The following is a 15,995-nucleotide window of genomic DNA, read 5'->3' as shown; positions in this document are numbered from 1 at the left end:
CTGGCCCGCCGCACCGGCTGGTCGGTGTTCAGCCCGCCATCTTGACGAAAGCCGATCTGTGGCAGGGGATCGTGGGCTCCAGCCGCCTTCCGAAGGCTTTACCCGGTCTCGTCCGCCCGCAGCCGCCGCAATTTGGGTGCGGTCTGCATTTGCGCGGCATCCTTGATCCCTTCGCGCAGATCCTCGCGGGTCTGGTGGATCGACGCGATCACCGGCCCCATCGCCACGCCCAGATCGACCAGTGCGGTTTCCGCCAGTTGCAGCGAGCTTTCCAGCGTTTCGGGCACGGCATCGCTCGCGCCTGCCTTGTAAAGCTGGGCCGCATGGTCGGTGTCGCGGGCGCGGGCGATGATGGGCAGGTCAGGAACCCATCCGCGCACCCGGCGCGTCACGCGCACGGACAGGACGGGATCGTCCATGGTCAGGATCAGCGCGCGGGCATGGCCCAGGCGAAGCTTGTCCAGCATCTCAGCCCGCGCAACGTCACCGAACAGGATCGGATAGCCGGCGCGGCGGGCTTCGGCGACGACATCGGGGTCGGATTCGACGACGATAAAGCGCTGGCTATGGGTGCGCAGCAGGTCGCACACCATCCGGCCGACGCGCCCGAAGCCGATCACGACGGCGGCCGCCTCGGTCTGTTCCAGTTCCCCCTCGACCCGTTCCTCGCCCAGCGCCATTTCCAGGCGTCGTGCGATGTCGTGGCCGAAGCGGGCGAGCAAAGGCGTGATGGTCAGGCCGATGGCGGTCACGATCTGCCAGAAGGCGGCGGTCGATGGCAGGATCAATTGCGCCGCCGCAGCGGCAGACAGCACGATCAGCGTCGTTTCCGACGGGCTGGACATCAGGACGCCGACCTCCAGCGCCACGCCTTTGCGCGCGCCCGAAAAATAGAGCAGCGCGGCGGTGACCAGCGTCTTGCACAGCACCACGCCGGCGACGGCCAGCATCAGGCTGGGCCAGTTGGCCAGGATGACGCGCAGGTCCAGGCTCATGCCGACGGTGATCAGGAACACGCCGAGCGCCAGCCCCTTGAACGGCGCGGTAATCACCTCGACTTCGCCATGATAATCGGTTTCTGCGATCAGCAGGCCGGCTACGAGCGCCCCTACGATCGGCGACAGGCCCGCGATGGACGTCGCCATGCTGGAAATGATGACCACGAGCAGGCTGGCGGCGAGAAAGACTTCAGGGCTTTTCGTGCGCGCGGCCTGGCTGAAGATGTGCGGAAGGATGATGCGACCCAGCACGAGCATGACCGCGATCGTGATGCCGCCCTTGAGCAGGGTGCTCGCCAGTTCGCTCCAGGCGCCGTCCGGGCTGCTGGCGACCGACGGGGCGAGCGCACCCAGCATGAAGATGATGGGGACAAGCGCCAGATCCTCGAACAGCAGCATCGAGAATGCGGCCCGGCCAACGGCGCTGCGCGTACCGACCATCGGCAGCACGACCGCCGTCGAGGACAGTGCAAGCGCGAGGCCCAGGCCGATCGCGCCCGCGGTGGGTTGTCCCAGAAAATAAAGGCCTAGCCCGATCAGTAAGCCGCTGCCGATCAATTCCGCGGCGCCCACGCCGAAAACCTGCGCGCGCATCGACCATAGGCGTTTGAAACTCAGTTCCAGGCCGATCGAGAAGAGCAGCAAGATGATGCCCAGTTCGGCGAATGGCTCGATGGCTTCGCCGTTGGATATGGTGATGTGATAGAGCCATGGGTAACGATCGACCAGCGAACCAAGTCCCGCCGGCCCCACGGCCAATCCTACCAGGATGAACCCTATGACCGGACTGATCCGAAACCGGGCAAAACCGGGAATGACCAGCCCCGCCGCACCCAGGATGACCAGGGAGTCACTGAAGCTGTCGGGATCGATTGCGCCGGCCATGGCGGCATCATTGCGGCTGCGGGACAAAATGACCAGCGCGGCGGCAAAAAAATGTCAAAAAGGCTTGAGGTTATTCCTGGGTAACGCTTTTTTCGCGCAAAATGGCGCGAAGGGATCGGTTTCGGAAGATCAGATTGGCCTGGGTCTTACCCACAAGTTCATATTCGCTGTCGAACTGCGCGATCAATGACAACATGCCGGGTCGATAGGCATCGATATGGCCGGCTTCGAAGATGATCCAGTTCGGCCGATAGGGCGAGGTGGACAACATATGGTTGAGAACCTTCACATCCTCTCCTTCGATGTCGATCGACAGAAGGTCGAATTGCAAAGGGATGTTTTCGCGCTCCAATATCGCGGGCAAAGTTTCCATTTGCACCGTGATGACGCCCTTCGTCGGCCCGAACATCCGGGCATGGTCCTCGGTCAGCGACGATACGCCATCGCTTGACCCGATGTGCAATGTTGTCGAGCCGCTATGATCGGAAACCGCGACGTTGACGATGCTATAGTTCAGGTCGCCAAATTCTTCCGCTATCTTGTCGATCAGTCCGCTGTTCGCCTCGATCAGCAGTCCACGCCACCCAAACCACCGCAGGAGGTCGTAGCTGTTCGAGCCTGTCCGACCCATCACGCCGACATCGACGAGCACTTTGTTGGTGCAGGCCATGTCCATCATCGCCCGCATCAACTGTGACGTTTCCCCAAATTGGGAGACCTCAGCGAAAAAGGCATTTTGCCGGGCTGGATAGTAACGTTCGGCGAAGGCTCCGCGCTTCTCGAAAAATTCTTCGGATTTTAGAAGAGCTTCGACAATATCTCCTGCCGACGCCCGACCCTCCGCCAGTGCGGTGTTAAAATGCGTCCGGCCCGATTCGTCGGGAGCGCGGTGCAACAGCATCTGATACAGGGTGTCGACCAGGTCGGGGCCGACGGGCCGAGGCGGCTTCTTGGTCCCTATCGCACCCCACCATCGGTTCAAGAAGTTTGCCAATTCGCATTCCCTTACGCCGGATAAGCTGGTGCGGACGGCGGGACTTGAACCCGCAATTCCAGGGGAAGGCGGATTTTAAGTCCGCTGCGTCTACCGATTTCGCCACGTCCGCGCAGAGCCGCCTCCGGCGCGTCTTCCCATAAGCGTCGCGGGCTTCAGGTCAAGCCTTGCCTAGACTTCGCCGTCGCTGTTCAGCCGTTCGCGCATTTCCTTGCCCGGCTTGAAATAGGGCACGCGCTTGGCCGACACCGGCACTTGCTCTCCGGTGCGGGGATTGCGGCCGGTACGGGCATCGCGCGCGCGCGTGGTGAAAGCGCCAAAGCCGCGTAATTCGACCCGGCCACCTGAAGCGAGCCGGTCGACAATTTCCTTGAAGAAAAGGTCGACGATCCGTTCAACCTCCGGAACGGTCAGTCCCGGATTTTCCTCTGCCAACTTCTGGATCAATTCTGATCGGATCATTGGTTCCCCAGCGCCCCTCTGCCGTTCCCCTTCCTATTTCATAGAGCTTTTGTAAGGCGTTGACAATCCGGCGACATGCGGTCGTTTCGCGAGCGTCAAAATGGGAAAGGCCCGCCGGACCAAATGGTCCGGCGGGCCTTTCGCCTGCAATCCGAAAGGATCAGTTGTCGCTCTTGGCCTTGAGCGCTTCGCCCAGAATGTCGCCCAGCGATGCGCCGCTGTCCGACGAACCATATTGTGCAACTGCCTGCTTTTCCTCGGCAATCTGCATCGCCTTGATCGAGAAGGTCGGCTTCTTGGCCCGGTCGAAGCCGGTCACCATCGCATCGAACTTCTGGCCGATCTGGAAGCGTTCCGAACGCTGTTCGTCACGGTCGCGACCCAGGTCGCTGCGCTTGATGAAGCCGGTGGCGCCATCGTCGCCAGCCTGGACTTCCAGGCCGCCGTCACGAACTTCCAGAACGGTCACGGTGACGATCGCGTTCTTGTTGAGGCCAGCGGCAGCAGCAGTGGTGCCGCCAGCAGCCGGGCCGCCACGCTCAAGCTGCTTCATGCCAAGGCTGATGCGCTCCTTCTCGACGTCGATGTCGAGAACGACGGCCTGAACCGTCTCGCCCTTGCGGTGCAGCGCCAGCGCGTCCTCGCCCGAAATGCCCCAGGCGATGTCCGACATATGGACCATGCCGTCGACGTCGCCGTCCAGGCCGATGAACAGGCCGAATTCGGTCGCGTTCTTGACTTCGCCCTCGACGGTCGAGCCAACCGGGTGACGCTCGGCAAAGCTGTCCCACGGGTTCGACTGGGCCTGCTTGAGGCCAAGCGAAATGCGGCGCTTTTCGGGATCGACTTCCAGAACCAGGACTTCGACTTCCTGGCTGGTCGACACGATCTTGCCGGGGTGCACGTTCTTCTTGGTCCAGGACATTTCCGACACATGGACCAGGCCTTCGATGCCCGGCTCCAGCTCGACGAACGCACCATATTCGGTGATGTTCGTGACGCGGCCCGACAGCTTGGCGCCGACCGGATATTTGGCCGAAGCGCCTTCCCACGGATCGCTTTCCAGCTGCTTCATGCCAAGGCTGATGCGCTGGGTGTCGCGGTTGATGCGGATGATCTGGACACGGACGGTGTCGCCGATGTTGATCATCTCATTGGGATGGTTGATGCGCTTGTAGCTGAGGTCGGTGACATGCAGCAGGCCATCGATGCCACCCAGGTCGACGAACGCACCATAATCGGTGATGTTCTTGACGATGCCTTCGATGATCTGGCCCTCGGCCAGCGTCTGGATGAGGCCGCTGCGCTGTTCGGCGCGGGTTTCTTCCAGAATGGCGCGGCGCGACACGACGATGTTGCCGCGGCGGCGATCCATCTTGAGGATCTGGAAGGGCTGCGGAATGTCCATCAGCGGGGTGACGTCGCGAACCGGGCGAATGTCGACCTGCGAACCGGGCAGGAACGCCACGGCGCCGTCGAGATCGACGGTGAAGCCGCCCTTGACGCGGCCGAAGATGACGCCTTCGACGCGGGCGCTCTCGGTGAATTCGGATTCCAGCTTGTCCCAGGCGGCTTCGCGGCGGGCGCGGTCGCGCGAAAGCATGGCTTCGCCATGGGCGTTTTCGACGCGATCGACATAGACTTCGACTTCGTCGCCGACCTTCAGGTCAGCCTTCTGGCCCGGCATGGCGAATTCGCGCAGCGGCACGCGGCCTTCGGACTTCAGGCCAACGTCGATGACGGCCAGGTCGTTTTCGATGGCGGTAACGGTGCCCTTGACGACGCGGCCTTCAAAGCCGCCGTCCTCACCACCGAGGGAATCATTGAGCAGCGCGGCGAAATCGTCGCGCGAGGGGAATGCCGTAGAGGCCATGGTTAGTCCTTCACTCATCATTGCTGGCCAACCGGTTGTGTCCGATGGTCTTTGGCCAAACTACGCAGGAAGCCGAATACCCGCTGCGTATCCAGTAGGTTACGGCCGGGGACGCGCAGACAAGATAAGCGAAAAGGGCGCCCGGAATATCCGCGCGCCTTATCGGGTCATTCCGGAGGAGCGACCTTCAAGCTGAGCGTCCACTAGCGCAATCGCCCGCTGGACGGCCGCGTCTATAGTCAAATCCGACGTGTCTAGCAAGTCCGCGCCATCCGCCACCTTCAACGGTGCGTGGTCGCGGCTCATGTCGCGCGTATCGCGCGCCTGGATGTCGGCGATCAGGCTGTCCATGTCGGGATGACCACCATGGGCCAGCGCATCCTTGTAGCGCCGCTCGGCGCGCACATGGACGCTGGCCGTCACGAAAATCTTGGCGTTGGCGTCGGGCGCGATGACGGTGCCGATGTCGCGCCCGTCCAGGATCGCGCCGCCGGGCTGAGTCGCAAAGTCGCGTTGCCGCCGGACCAGCGCATCGCGTACGCTCTGGTGGACGGACACGCGCGAGGCGAGGCTGCCGACCGCTTCGCTGCGCAGCGCGGAGTCGCCCAGGATCGCATCGTCGAAATCGCAGGCTGCGCGCGCATCGCTTTCATGGTCCGGATCGCCTCCGGCCTTGAGCACCGAAAGGCCCACCGCCCGATAGAGCAGGCCGGTGTCGAGCACGGGCAGGTCGTAATGGCCACCAAGCGCCTTGGCGATGGTGCCCTTGCCCGATGCGGCGGGGCCGTCGACGGCGATGATCATGCGGATTTTCTCTTATATGCCTTGATGAGACCCAGCAGCGCGATGGCTGCCCAGACGACTTCCAGCGCCATCGACGCCATGTTGAAATGTTCGGTCAGCGACCAGATCAGCAGCAACGACCCCACCAGGTTCAACAGGTTGAACAGGGTGAAGTTCAACTGCTTCGCGACATTGCTATAGGCGTAGGCGACAACCATGATGAAGCTGCCGACAAGGCCGATGATGTTAGCCAGGTCGAATATCATGCTTGGGCGCCCAGCGATTGCAGCATCGCCATAAAGGTCGGGAAGCTGGTCGCGACCGGGCGCATGTCGTCGATCGTGACGCCGTTTTTCGACACCAGCCCTGCCACCGCGAAGCTCATCGCGATGCGGTGATCGAGCCTGGTCGCGATGGGACCGCCGCCGGCCAGGGGCGCGCCGCCGCTGCCCTCGATGATGATTCCGTCTTCCAGTTCCTCGACCTGGACGCCGATGGCCCGCAGCCCCTGCGCCATGGTGGCGATCCGGTCCGATTCCTTGACGCGCAATTCCTCCAGTCCGCGAAAGACGCTGCGGCCCTCGGCCAGCGCGGCGGCGACGAAAGCGACCGGATATTCGTCGATCATGCTGGGCGCGCGGACCGGATCGGGCGTGACGCCCGTGAGTGCGGACGCCGTGACGACCAGATCGCCGACCGGCTCGCCGCCGACCTCGCGGGCGTTCACGACTTCGATCGCTCCGCCCATCTCGCGGAGCAGGTCGATCAGACCGGCGCGAGTCGCGTTGAGGCCGACATTGGCGATCGTCACCTTCGATCCGGGCACCAGCAGCGCCGCGACCACAGGGAAGGCGGCGGAGGAGGGGTCGCCGGGCACCACGATCTGTTGCGGCCTGAGTTCAGCCTCGCCCGCCAGGGTGATGATGCGGGTTCCATCGCCCTCGACCTCGACCGCAAGGTCCGCGCCGAAGCCTTTGAGCATCCGTTCGCTATGATCGCGGGTCGCAATGGGTTCGACGATCCGGGTGATGCCGGGCGTGTTGAGTCCGGCCAACAGTATCGCCGACTTGACCTGCGCCGACGCTACGGGAAGGCGATAGTCCAGCGGCACCGCCGGGCAGGCGCCTTTCATGGTGAGCGGCAGGCGATCCCCCGGACTGGCGCTGAAGCTGGCGCCCATCTGGCTGAGCGGTTCGGTGACGCGGGCCATCGGACGCTTGCTGAGCGAAGCGTCGCCGACAAAGGTGGCGGTCAGGTCATGACTGGCCAGAAGGCCCATCAGCAGGCGTGTCGATGTGCCGCTATTGCCCATGTCGAGCGCCGTGCGCGGCTGAAGCAGTCCGCCCACGCCCACGCCGTGAATATGCCAGACGCCCTCCGCGTCGCGGCGGACCTCCGCGCCCATCGCCCGCATTGCGGCGGCGGTCGCCAGCACATCCTCGCCTTCCAGCAGGCCTTCGACCCGGCTTGCGCCCACCGCAAGAGCCGACAGCATCAGCGATCGGTGGGAAATGCTTTTGTCCCCCGGCACCGTGATGCCGCCGGACAGCGCCGGCGCCGCGGTGAAGGTCATGGGGGCGGGTTGGTCGTCATGTTGGGTCACGGGATATCCGATGCCTTGGAACCGAAAAAATGCGAGCGGCTTTTGACAGCGCGGTTTCGCTATGGCAAGGCGCCCGACGTTTCGCGGGCGACATCCGTCGCGCCGCGTGATTTCTGTTTGAGCATCGAAGAAGGAACAGGCCGGACATGGTGAAGGCTGAATGGGGCACGAAGCGGACTTGCCCGAAATGCGCGACTCGCTTCTACGACCTTGGCAAGGACAATCCGGTAGTCTGCATCAACTGCAACACGGCCTGGGAACCAGAACCGGTGCTGAAGTCGAAGCAGCCGCTGCCTTATGAGGAAGCGCCCAAGAAGGTGGTCGAGACGGCCGACGGTGAACGGGAAACCGCGGACGACGATCTGGACCTGGACATCGACGTTGATGATGACGGCGATTCGCCGGATAATGACGTTGATCTGGGCGGCGACGACGACCTGGGCGTCGAAGCTGCAAGCGATGACAGCGACGACGATAACTAAGTAAAAATTCCGCTTGCCAACGGGGGCACCGCCTCCTAATGGCAGCGACCTCCGAAGCGCCGGACCCAAACGGCGCTTCGGTCTGGTGACGGGGCCTTAGCTCAGCTGGGAGAGGGCCTGCATGGCATGCAGGAGGTCAGTGGTTCGATCCCGCTAGGCTCCACCACCCCTGATATGGCCGACGGCAATGCCGGACATGGCCCAATCCATTGGTGGCAACGGGGCCGTTGCGACGATGGGGCCTTAGCTCAGCTGGGAGAGCGCCTGCATGGCATGCAGGAGGTCAGCGGTTCGATCCCGCTAGGCTCCACCACCCCTGATATGGCCGACGGCAATGCCGGACATGGCCCAATCCATTGGTGGCAACGGGGCCGTTGCGACGATGGGGCCTTAGCTCAGCTGGGAGAGCGCCTGCATGGCATGCAGGAGGTCAGTGGTTCGATCCCGCTAGGCTCCACCAATTCTATCATATGATCGGACGCTGATTCAGGTTCGTCTGCCCCGGCGCAGAGCGGCTGGCCGGCCGATCGGCACATGTTCGCCGAAAAAATTCACATGGCTTCGGATCTTCGTTAGGCTCCCGCACATTCGGGAAGCAATGGAACCGGGCTTTTGATGAAATCTCTTCATTCTCTTCTGTTTGCGATCATGCTGTTGACCGCAGCCTGTTCGTCTGCGGCCCGACCCAGCGCCAATTGCGAGACGGTGCGGCCCGATCAGTCGGCCCCTGCGGTGCCGATAGGCGCGACCTGGAGCGGGGTTTATGTCGACATCGGATCGGCCGTCAGCAAGGATGGCGTCCTGGTCACGGCCTTCTACGACGCTGAACGCTATCTGACGCTGGCGACCTATGACCCGGATGACGGCAGGATTTGCCGCAAACGCCTGCCGTCGCGCTTTGGCGGGTGGGATGCCCACAACACGCTTGTAGTCGCGGTTGACGCCCAGAACAGAGTCCATGTGGCCGGCAATATGCACGCCAGCCCGCTGGTATATGCGGCAGGGCCGCTCGACGATCTTGACGCCGTCACCCTGTCGCCCATGATCGGCAGGAATGAGGATTCTGCGACCTACCCCCATTTCCTGCATGATCGGGCCGGTAACCTGATGTTCCTTTACCGCGACGGCATGTCGGGCAACGGCCTGTGGCTCCTCAACATCTGGCGTCATGGTCGCTGGGAACGGCTCGGGCCGCTATTCTCCAGCCGCGATGCCAAAGGGCCGGTCAGCGCCTATCCCAGCGCATTCGTCAAGGATCGGTCCGGGCGTTTTCATGTTGCCATCGTCTGGCGGCGCACGCCCGATGTTGCGACCAATTTCGCCCTTACCTACGCTTCTACCCGCGATTTCCAACAGTGGGATGTCGGCGGGAAAACCGTGACCGGCCCGTTGGCGCCGGCCATGATGGAAGTGGTGGACGCGCCTGGCGAGCAACAGGGGTTGGTGAACAACGCCCAGCTTGCACTCTCACCCTCCGGCAAGCCAGTCATCCTCTTCACCAAATATGCAGCGGATGGGCATAATGCGGTTTTCGCGGCGACGAAGAGCGGCAATGACTGGCTGCTCCGCAACATCGTCGCCGGCCAGTCGCGCGCCGTTGTTTCAGGCGGCGGTTCGATGCCTGGACTGCCGGTATTCCGTTTTGCCGATACGGCCAGGCGTGACCAGACCCTCCATGTGAGCGCGGTTCTGGGTCAAAAGCAGAGCGAGCTCTTGCTGGACGCGGATCGTCTGACCGTCTCGCCCTGGCGTTCGCAGGGTGGGTCCGGTTCGGGACAGGTTCGCGCAGCCAGCCCCAATTTTCCCAAGAGCTTGGGATTGGCCCCGCCGAGCGGCATGGACAAGGCGGCCCCGCGTTCGACCGCCGTGCGCCAAAATGGCATTGATGGCCCGGTCAAGGGTCAGTTGCGATGGTTCGCGCAGCAGATTAATCAGGATCAGCCGCACGCCTGCAAGCCGACCGCGCCCCTCGCCTGCAAGCCACCGCCATCGCCATTGATCTGGCTTCCAGCGGACGGCGGGTGATCCGCGCCGTCAGGCCAACGAGACGAAACTGTCCATCACCCGTTTGCGTCCTGCCGTCTCGAAATCAATCTCCAGCTTGTTGCCCTCTATCTCTGCAACGGTGCCATAGCCGAATTTCTGATGAAAGACGCGCAGGCCCACGCTCATGTCGCTGCGCCCCTTGTTGCCCAGCGACACGGCGGAGGTCCGGGCCTCCACGATGCGCACCGGCTCGCGGCTGAACTGGCCGGAGGATTGCGCGCGTTGCCAACCTGGCCCGCGCCCGGTGCCGCGCGTCACATTGGCGAAAGGATCGTCACGTTCCGACCAATTGGCTCGCCACAAGGACGCGCCGCCGCTCATGCTGCTTTCCTCCTCGACATGCTCGGGCGGCAGTTCCCCGACGAAGCGCGAAGGGATGCTGCTGGTCCATTGCCCATAGATGCGGCGGTTGGCCGCATGGAGTATGGTGCAGCGCTTGCGGGCGCGGGTGATCGCCACATAGGCGAGCCGCCGTTCCTCTTCCAGGCTGTTAAGGCCGCCTTCGTCCAGCGCGCGCTGCGAGGGGAAGATGCCTTCTTCCCAGCCGACCAGAAAGACATTGTCGAATTCCAGCCCCTTGGCGGCGTGGATGGTCATGATCGTGATTTTGCGCTCGTCGGCCTGCGCCTCATTGTCCATGACCAGGCTGACATGTTCCAGAAAGGCGCCCAGCGTCTCATATTCCTCCATCGCGCGGGCGAGTTCGGACAGATTTTCGAGCCGCCCGGCGCTCTCGGTCGAGCGTTCCGCCTGGAGCATCGCGGTATAGCCGCTCTCGTCCAATATCTGCCGCGCCAACTCGGCATGGGGCAATTGCGCCGCGCGGTCGCGCCAGCGGGCCAGGTCGCCGATGAACGCGCCCAGGGACCGGCGCGCCTGCGGCGTCAGTTCATCGGTATCCAATATGCGCGCCGCCGCCAGTGTCAGGGGCACGCCCTGCGCCCGCGCCAGCCGATGCAGTTTCTCCACCGCCTTGTCGCCCAGCCCGCGCTTGGGCACATTGACGATGCGCTCGAAGGCTAGGTCGTCGGCCGGTTGGTTGACGAGGCGCAGATAGGCGAGCGCATCACGGATTTCCGCCCGCTCATAGAAACGGAAGCCACCGACGATGCGATAGGGCAGGCCGATCTGGATGAACCGGTCTTCGAACTCGCGCGTCTGGTGCTGGGCGCGGACGAGGATGGCGACCTCGTCCAGCGATCCGCCGCCACGCTCGATCGCTTCGATCTCCTCGCCCACCCGGCGGGCCTCTTCCGGTCCGTCCCATATGCCCACGACCTGAACCTTCTCGCCCACGTCGATGTCGGTCCACAGCGTCTTGCCCAGCCGATTGCCATTTTCCGCAATCACCCCGGACGCAGCGCCCAATATATGCGGCGTGGATCTGTAATTCTGTTCCAGCCGGATGATCGTCGCGCCCGGAAAATCCTTTTCGAACCGCAGGATATTGGCGACCTCTGCGCCGCGCCACGAATAGATGGACTGATCGTCATCGCCCACGCAGCAGATATTCTTGCGCGTCTGGGCGAGCAGCCGCAGCCAGAGATATTGGCTGGAATTGGTGTCCTGATATTCGTCCACCATGATATAGCGGAATTTCTGTTGATATTGCTCCAGCACGTCGCGATGCTTCTTCAATATCGTCAGAACATGCAGCAGCAAGTCACCGAAATCACAGGCATTTACGTCGCGCAGCCGGGACTGATAGGCGGCGTAGAGCTTCTGCCCCTTGCCATGGGCATAGCCCTCCGCATCGCCCGCGCTCACCTCTTCGGGGGTCAGACCCTTATTCTTCCACTGGTCGATCAGGCCGCCCAGTTGACGCGCGGGCCACCGCTTTTCGTCAATCCCCTCGGCCTGGATCAACTGCTTCATCAGGCGCAACTGGTCGTCAGTGTCGAGGATGGTGAAATTGGATTGCAGCCCTACCAGTTCGGCATGACGGCGCAGCATCTTGGCGGCGATGGCGTGGAAGGTGCCAAGCCAGGGCATCCCCTCCACCGCATCGCCAATCATCGCGCCGACGCGCGCGCGCATTTCCCGCGCCGCCTTGTTGGTGAAGGTGACCGCCAGGATTTCCGATGGCCAGGCCCGGCGGGTGGCGATCAGATGACCGAGCCGCGCGGTCAGCGCGGCGGTCTTGCCCGTGCCCGCGCCGGCCAGCACCAGCACCGGCCCTTCGGTCGTCAGCACCGCCTCTCGCTGGGGCGTGTTGAGCCCCTTCAAATAGGGGGGATCGTTGGGAGAGGGAGCTGGCAGCGTCATCTTTGGTCAACTAGGGGCGGGGAGGGGTGGGAGCAAGGGGCACGCCCTTGCGGCGCATGTCATTCTATGAGAACAAAAGGCGAATCATGCAAGAGGAGCCAAGCGATGGTGACGGGCAAATGCCAGTGCGGCGCGATCCGCTACGAAGCGTCGGGAGAGCCGGCCTATAGTGCGATCTGCCATTGCGGCGATTGCCGCGCGAGCGCGGGCGCGCCGATGGTGGGCTGGGCTCTGTTCCCGCAGGATCAGGTGACGATCAGCGGCGAACCCGTGCGCTATCAGTCGTCCGAAAATGCGGTCCGCCATTTCTGCGGCGTTTGCGGGACCGGGCTTTTCTACACCAATGCCGTGATTTTCCCCGGGTCGATCGACATCCAGACGGCGACGCTGGACGATCCGGCCGCATTGCCGCCCCAGGCCCATATCCAGATGGCCGAAGCTGCGCCCTGGATGGAACAGGCCCATGAACTGCCGAAATTCGATCGTTATCCGGTCGGCCCTTGATGCCCTATAGGCCCGACCGGCCGGTGGCCCGACGCTGATCCGGCACGGTTCGTCGTCGCAATACGGAACGGCGCGTCCATCCCTGCGGTTTTCATCCTGTCCAAGCGGACGTAGGGGCGAAGACTATAGGAGATGACCCCGATGAAAAAGACCATGCTGGCGGGAGCTGCCATATTGAGCTTCACCTCTGTCGCTACGGTTGCGGCGGCGCAGGATCAGATGGCGCCGGGTAGCCGGCCCCCCGGCGATGCCATGACATCGCCTGCCAACCCGCCGGCCTCTGCACAGCCCGCCATGCCTGCAAATCCCCCGGAAGACGCCGATCCCAATGCAGCCCAGCCCGTGGGAGCGGTGCCGGCCGACCCCGATATGCGTCCAGCGCCGGCGGGTATCCCAAAAAATCCCGCCGCGCCCGTGGGGTCCGCCTCCAATCCGGTGACGGTCGGCGGCAACCTGACGCCGCCGCCGACCGAAGCGAGGGACTATCCGCCCTGTTCCCGCACCCTGCAGGACAGTTGCGTTAATCGTCGAGAGGCGCGGACGGGGCGCAAGCCTCGCTAAGGGCCGGGTCCGGGGCAGGCAGTGCGGCGATCAGCGCCGCCAGCTCGCGCCGGTTGCGCGCCGCATCAGCCAGGCTGTAGCTGTCAAGGACCGCCAGAAACGCATCGGTCGCCTGCGCCAATATGCCGGACAGGCCGCAGGCGGTGCGGATCGCGCAGGACGCGCAATCGGCCATCTTCATGTCCGGTTCGCTATGCCGCACCACGGCGCCGATGCTGATCGCCCCGGAAGCGCGCGCCAGCGTGAAACCGCCGCCGCGCCCCCGCTGCGTGTCCACGAACCCGCCCTGCGCCAGATGATGCACCACCTTCATCAGATGATTGCGTGACAGGCCGTAGGCCTGCGCAATGTCGGATATGGTCGCGCGCGCTGAAGGCGCTGCGGCCAGGTGGATCAGCACGCGCAGCGCATAATCGGTGTGGCGGGTCAATTGCATGATGAATGCCGATACCGGCCTTGCCGCACAGCGGAAACAAATATTCTATTTACATCTTAAAAGATGCAACGTAAATGCGCCTTTTCACTCCGTTGAAAGGTCCATCAGGTGTCTATTTCGCTGTCCGCCCAAACCATCGCCATCGTGAAATCAACCGGCCCCGCCCTGCGCAAACATGGCGTGGCGATCACCACCGCCATGTATGCCCGGCTGTTCCAGGATGAATCGGTAAAGGCGATGTTCGATCAGGCGGCGCAGGACAGCGGGGAACAGCCGCGGCGGCTGGCCGCTGCGATCCTGGGCTTTGCGGAAAATATCGACAAGCTGGAGGCGCTGGGCGGCGCGGTGGCCCGCATGGTCGCGCGTCATGTCGATACGGGCGTCAAGCCCGAACATTATCCCAAGGTCGCCGCCGCGCTGCTGCCCGCCATCCGCGACGTGTTGGGCGAGGAAATTGCGACCGACGAGGTGCTTGCCGCCTGGGGCGAAGCCTATCAGTTGCTGGCCGAGCTGTTGATCGCGAAGGAGGCGGAGGCCTACGCCGAGGCCGCCTGATCTACCGCCGGTCGGCGCGCATCGTGATTGGCCAGAGGATGGCGCGTCCCTGCCAGGGAGCGCCTTACTCGTCCGTCAGGTCGCGCCCGCCGCCAGGCTCAATCCTCCGCCCGCAGCAGCGTAAGCCGCGCCTTGCCGACATCGCGGACGGCGTCGGTGACAAAGCCTTTCACCTCGACATCCTCGTGCCGGTCGGTCTCGATGCTGATCCAGCTTGCCGGGCTGGTCCAGCCGAGCCGCGCCAGCTTGTCGAGCGCTACCTGTCCCGCGCTCGTATTATAGGGCGGGTCCATGAAGATGAGGTCGAGCGGCTTTGCAGCAGGGCCGAGCGTCATCACGCTGCTTGCACGGATGTCCGGGCGGATGCCGAGCTTGTCCCCATTGGTGCGGATCGCATCGATCGCCGCCTTGTCCTGTTCGACGAACAGGCAACTGCCCGCACCCCGCGACAGCGCCTCCAGCCCCAGGGCGCCTGACCCTGCGAAGAAGTCGCCTACCGCCAGCCCCTCGAAGGAGCCGATGCGACTGAGCAGCATCGAAAACAGCGTCTCGCGCGTCCGGTCGCCGGTGGGACGGGTCGCATCCCCCTTTGGCGCGACCAGCGGACGACCGCGCCACTGACCCGCAATGATCCTCATTCCGCTTGCTCTTTCAGGCTTTTGCGAAACAGGATCAGGTCATGCTGGCGCACTTCCTCGACCGCGCCGACCGCCATCTCGCCCAGGGAGAAGGGGCCATAGGCGGTGCGGATCAGGCGGTTCACCTTCAGCCCGAGATGTTCGAGCACGCGGCGCACCTCCCGATTCTTGCCCTCCGTCAGCGTCATCTCGATCCACTGGTTGCGGCCGGTCCGTCGTTCCAGATTGGCCTCGATCTGGCCATAGCGGATGCCGTCGATTTCCAGGCCGTCGAACAGGTCTTCCAGCTGCTGCTGGCTGACTTCGCCAAAGGCGCGAGCGCGATAGGTGCGGGGAACGCCGGTTGCGGGCAATTCCATCTGCCGCTTGAAGCCGCCATCGGTCGTAAGTAGCAACAGCCCTTCGGTGTTCATGTCCAGCCGTCCGATCGGCATGACGCGCGGCAAGTCAGCCGGCAGCTTGTCATAGATGGTCGGGCGCCCGGCCGGATCACGTTCGGTGGTGAGATATCCGGTGGGCTTGTGAAACAGGAAGAGTTGCGCGGGCGGCGGCGCGGCGACGGCGACCCCGTCGACGGTAACGCCATGCAACGACGTCAGCAGCGTGGCGGGCGTATCCAGGACGACGTCATCCTTTGCGACGCGGCCTTCCTCGATCATCCGCTCGATCTCACGCCGGGAAGCCACGCCGGCGCGGGCCAGCAGCTTGGCGATGCGCTGCGGTTCGCCCTTGCCGCTCGATGCGGCGGCGGCGCGCGCGGGATGCGGATTGGCCGGGCGGGCTGCCGTGGCGGCCTTTTTCGGGGCCGGCTTGCGCGGCGGACGGGATGTTGCAGCGCCTGCGCGCTGCTCGCCATCGCGCGGGCTGCGCGGCCTGTCGCCGGGCGTGGCCCCTCGGCCGGTAGCGGCGG

The 15,995-nt window shown here is 63.8% G+C and carries 16 protein-coding genes and 4 tRNA genes; 8 read left to right on the top strand and 12 right to left on the bottom strand.

Going from position 1 to position 15,995, the window contains the following annotated elements; genetic code table 11:
- Positions 1-98 precede the first annotated feature (98 nt).
- The 8 genes from C100_RS47175 to aroA all read right to left on the bottom strand — a co-directional run bounded on the left by C100_RS47175 (position 99) and on the right by aroA (position 7,598).
- On the bottom strand, positions 99-1,883 hold the full coding sequence (locus C100_RS47175; protein WP_031310404.1) for a cation:proton antiporter domain-containing protein: 1,785 nt from the start codon (positions 1,881-1,883) through the stop codon (positions 99-101).
- Positions 1,884-1,953: 70 nt separating this feature from the next.
- On the bottom strand, positions 1,954-2,877 hold the full coding sequence (locus C100_RS47170) for an FkbM family methyltransferase (RefSeq protein ID WP_024022187.1): 924 nt from the start codon (positions 2,875-2,877) through the stop codon (positions 1,954-1,956).
- A 26-nt stretch (positions 2,878-2,903) separates the two neighbouring features.
- A tRNA-Leu gene (locus C100_RS47165) sits at positions 2,904-2,989 on the bottom strand.
- A 59-nt stretch (positions 2,990-3,048) separates the two neighbouring features.
- Positions 3,049-3,339 carry an integration host factor subunit beta gene (locus C100_RS47160; protein WP_024022186.1) on the bottom strand — a complete coding sequence of 97 codons (291 nt, stop codon included), beginning with the start codon at positions 3,337-3,339 and terminating at the stop codon, positions 3,049-3,051.
- Positions 3,340-3,499: 160 nt separating this feature from the next.
- Positions 3,500-5,212 carry a 30S ribosomal protein S1 gene (rpsA, locus tag C100_RS47155; protein ID WP_024022185.1) on the bottom strand — a complete coding sequence of 571 codons (1,713 nt, stop codon included), beginning with the start codon at positions 5,210-5,212 and terminating at the stop codon, positions 3,500-3,502.
- A 159-nt stretch (positions 5,213-5,371) separates the two neighbouring features.
- A complete protein-coding gene (gene cmk / locus C100_RS47150) occupies positions 5,372-6,016 on the bottom strand; it encodes a (d)CMP kinase (RefSeq protein WP_024022184.1) in 645 nt (214 codons plus the stop codon).
- Positions 6,013-6,261 carry a CBU_0592 family membrane protein gene (locus C100_RS47145; RefSeq protein WP_024022183.1) on the bottom strand — a complete coding sequence of 83 codons (249 nt, stop codon included), beginning with the start codon at positions 6,259-6,261 and terminating at the stop codon, positions 6,013-6,015. The genes cmk and C100_RS47145 overlap by 4 nt, the downstream gene beginning before the upstream one ends.
- Entirely contained in the window at positions 6,258-7,598 is a 1,341-nt protein-coding gene (gene aroA, locus C100_RS47140; protein ID WP_024022182.1) for a 3-phosphoshikimate 1-carboxyvinyltransferase, read from the bottom strand. The genes C100_RS47145 and aroA overlap by 4 nt, the downstream gene beginning before the upstream one ends.
- Before the next feature lie 146 nt (positions 7,599-7,744).
- Here aroA and C100_RS47135 point away from each other — a divergent pair, with 146 nt between their 5' ends.
- The 5 genes from C100_RS47135 (at position 7,745) to C100_RS47115 (ending at position 10,105) form a co-directional block, all read left to right on the top strand.
- On the top strand, positions 7,745-8,080 hold the full coding sequence (locus tag C100_RS47135) for a TIGR02300 family protein (RefSeq protein ID WP_024022181.1): 336 nt from the start codon (positions 7,745-7,747) through the stop codon (positions 8,078-8,080).
- Positions 8,081-8,170: 90 nt separating this feature from the next.
- A tRNA-Ala gene (locus tag C100_RS47130) sits at positions 8,171-8,246 on the top strand.
- A gap of 71 nt (positions 8,247-8,317) precedes the next feature.
- Positions 8,318-8,393 (top strand) — tRNA-Ala (locus C100_RS47125).
- Between the two features lie 71 nt (positions 8,394-8,464).
- Positions 8,465-8,540: transfer RNA gene (locus tag C100_RS47120), tRNA-Ala, on the top strand.
- Between the two features lie 155 nt (positions 8,541-8,695).
- Entirely contained in the window at positions 8,696-10,105 is a 1,410-nt protein-coding gene (locus tag C100_RS47115) for a BNR repeat-containing protein (RefSeq protein ID WP_024022180.1), read from the top strand.
- 9 nt (positions 10,106-10,114) lie between these two features.
- Here C100_RS47115 and C100_RS47110 read toward each other — a convergent pair whose 3' ends face one another.
- Entirely contained in the window at positions 10,115-12,391 is a 2,277-nt protein-coding gene (locus tag C100_RS47110) for an ATP-dependent helicase (RefSeq protein WP_024022179.1), read from the bottom strand.
- A 105-nt stretch (positions 12,392-12,496) separates the two neighbouring features.
- Here C100_RS47110 and C100_RS47105 point away from each other — a divergent pair, with 105 nt between their 5' ends.
- Together C100_RS47105 and C100_RS48095 are read left to right on the top strand one after the other, a co-directional pair.
- Complete coding sequence (locus tag C100_RS47105) at positions 12,497-12,895, top strand: GFA family protein (protein ID WP_024022178.1); 399 nt, start codon at positions 12,497-12,499, stop codon at positions 12,893-12,895.
- 141 nt (positions 12,896-13,036) lie between these two features.
- On the top strand, positions 13,037-13,456 hold the full coding sequence (locus C100_RS48095; protein ID WP_084625548.1) for a Fe-S oxidoreductase: 420 nt from the start codon (positions 13,037-13,039) through the stop codon (positions 13,454-13,456).
- Here the strand turns inward: C100_RS48095 and C100_RS47100 are convergent.
- Positions 13,416-13,892 carry an Rrf2 family transcriptional regulator gene (locus C100_RS47100; protein ID WP_024022177.1) on the bottom strand — a complete coding sequence of 159 codons (477 nt, stop codon included), beginning with the start codon at positions 13,890-13,892 and terminating at the stop codon, positions 13,416-13,418. The two genes, C100_RS48095 and C100_RS47100, sit on opposite strands and share 41 nt — an antisense overlap.
- 108 nt (positions 13,893-14,000) lie before the next feature.
- On the opposite strand from C100_RS47100, the gene C100_RS47095 reads away from it, so the two are divergent.
- Positions 14,001-14,447, top strand: coding sequence for a globin domain-containing protein (locus tag C100_RS47095; protein ID WP_024022176.1), 447 nt, complete (start codon positions 14,001-14,003; stop codon positions 14,445-14,447).
- 98 nt (positions 14,448-14,545) lie between these two features.
- On the opposite strand, the gene rsmD is transcribed toward C100_RS47095, so the two are convergent.
- Together rsmD and C100_RS47085 are read right to left on the bottom strand one after the other, a co-directional pair.
- Complete coding sequence (rsmD, locus tag C100_RS47090) at positions 14,546-15,085, bottom strand: 16S rRNA (guanine(966)-N(2))-methyltransferase RsmD (protein WP_024022175.1); 540 nt, start codon at positions 15,083-15,085, stop codon at positions 14,546-14,548.
- The coding region (locus tag C100_RS47085) for a pseudouridine synthase (protein WP_024022174.1) at positions 15,082-15,995 on the bottom strand (914 nt) is incomplete at its 5' end. The genes rsmD and C100_RS47085, both read right to left, overlap by 4 nt.

This window comes from Sphingobium sp. C100 (assembly GCF_000508185.1).
Classification (GTDB): domain Bacteria; phylum Pseudomonadota; class Alphaproteobacteria; order Sphingomonadales; family Sphingomonadaceae; genus Sphingobium.
This window is presented reverse-complemented; position numbering and strand designations above follow the sequence as displayed.

Bases quoted from the DNA above. Each gene is read 5' to 3' on its own strand.
- C100_RS47160 (WP_024022186.1), bottom strand. From the start codon at position 3,339: ATGATCCGATCAGAATTGATCCAGAAGTTGGCAGAGGAAAATCCGGGA.
- C100_RS47145 (WP_024022183.1), bottom strand. From the start codon at position 6,261: ATGATATTCGACCTGGCTAACATCATCGGCCTTGTCGGCAGCTTCATC.
- C100_RS48095 (WP_084625548.1), top strand. From the start codon at position 13,037: ATGAAAAAGACCATGCTGGCGGGAGCTGCCATATTGAGCTTCACCTCT.
- C100_RS47175 (WP_031310404.1), bottom strand. From the start codon at position 1,883: ATGGCCGGCGCAATCGATCCCGACAGCTTCAGTGACTCCCTGGTCATC.
- C100_RS47135 (WP_024022181.1), top strand. From the start codon at position 7,745: ATGGTGAAGGCTGAATGGGGCACGAAGCGGACTTGCCCGAAATGCGCG.
- C100_RS47100 (WP_024022177.1), bottom strand. From the start codon at position 13,892: ATGCAATTGACCCGCCACACCGATTATGCGCTGCGCGTGCTGATCCAC.
- C100_RS47115 (WP_024022180.1), top strand. From the start codon at position 8,696: ATGAAATCTCTTCATTCTCTTCTGTTTGCGATCATGCTGTTGACCGCA.
- rsmD (WP_024022175.1), bottom strand. From the start codon at position 15,085: ATGAGGATCATTGCGGGTCAGTGGCGCGGTCGTCCGCTGGTCGCGCCA.
- C100_RS47105 (WP_024022178.1), top strand. From the start codon at position 12,497: ATGGTGACGGGCAAATGCCAGTGCGGCGCGATCCGCTACGAAGCGTCG.
- cmk (WP_024022184.1), bottom strand. From the start codon at position 6,016: ATGATCATCGCCGTCGACGGCCCCGCCGCATCGGGCAAGGGCACCATC.
- rpsA (WP_024022185.1), bottom strand. From the start codon at position 5,212: ATGGCCTCTACGGCATTCCCCTCGCGCGACGATTTCGCCGCGCTGCTC.
- C100_RS47110 (WP_024022179.1), bottom strand. From the start codon at position 12,391: ATGACGCTGCCAGCTCCCTCTCCCAACGATCCCCCCTATTTGAAGGGG.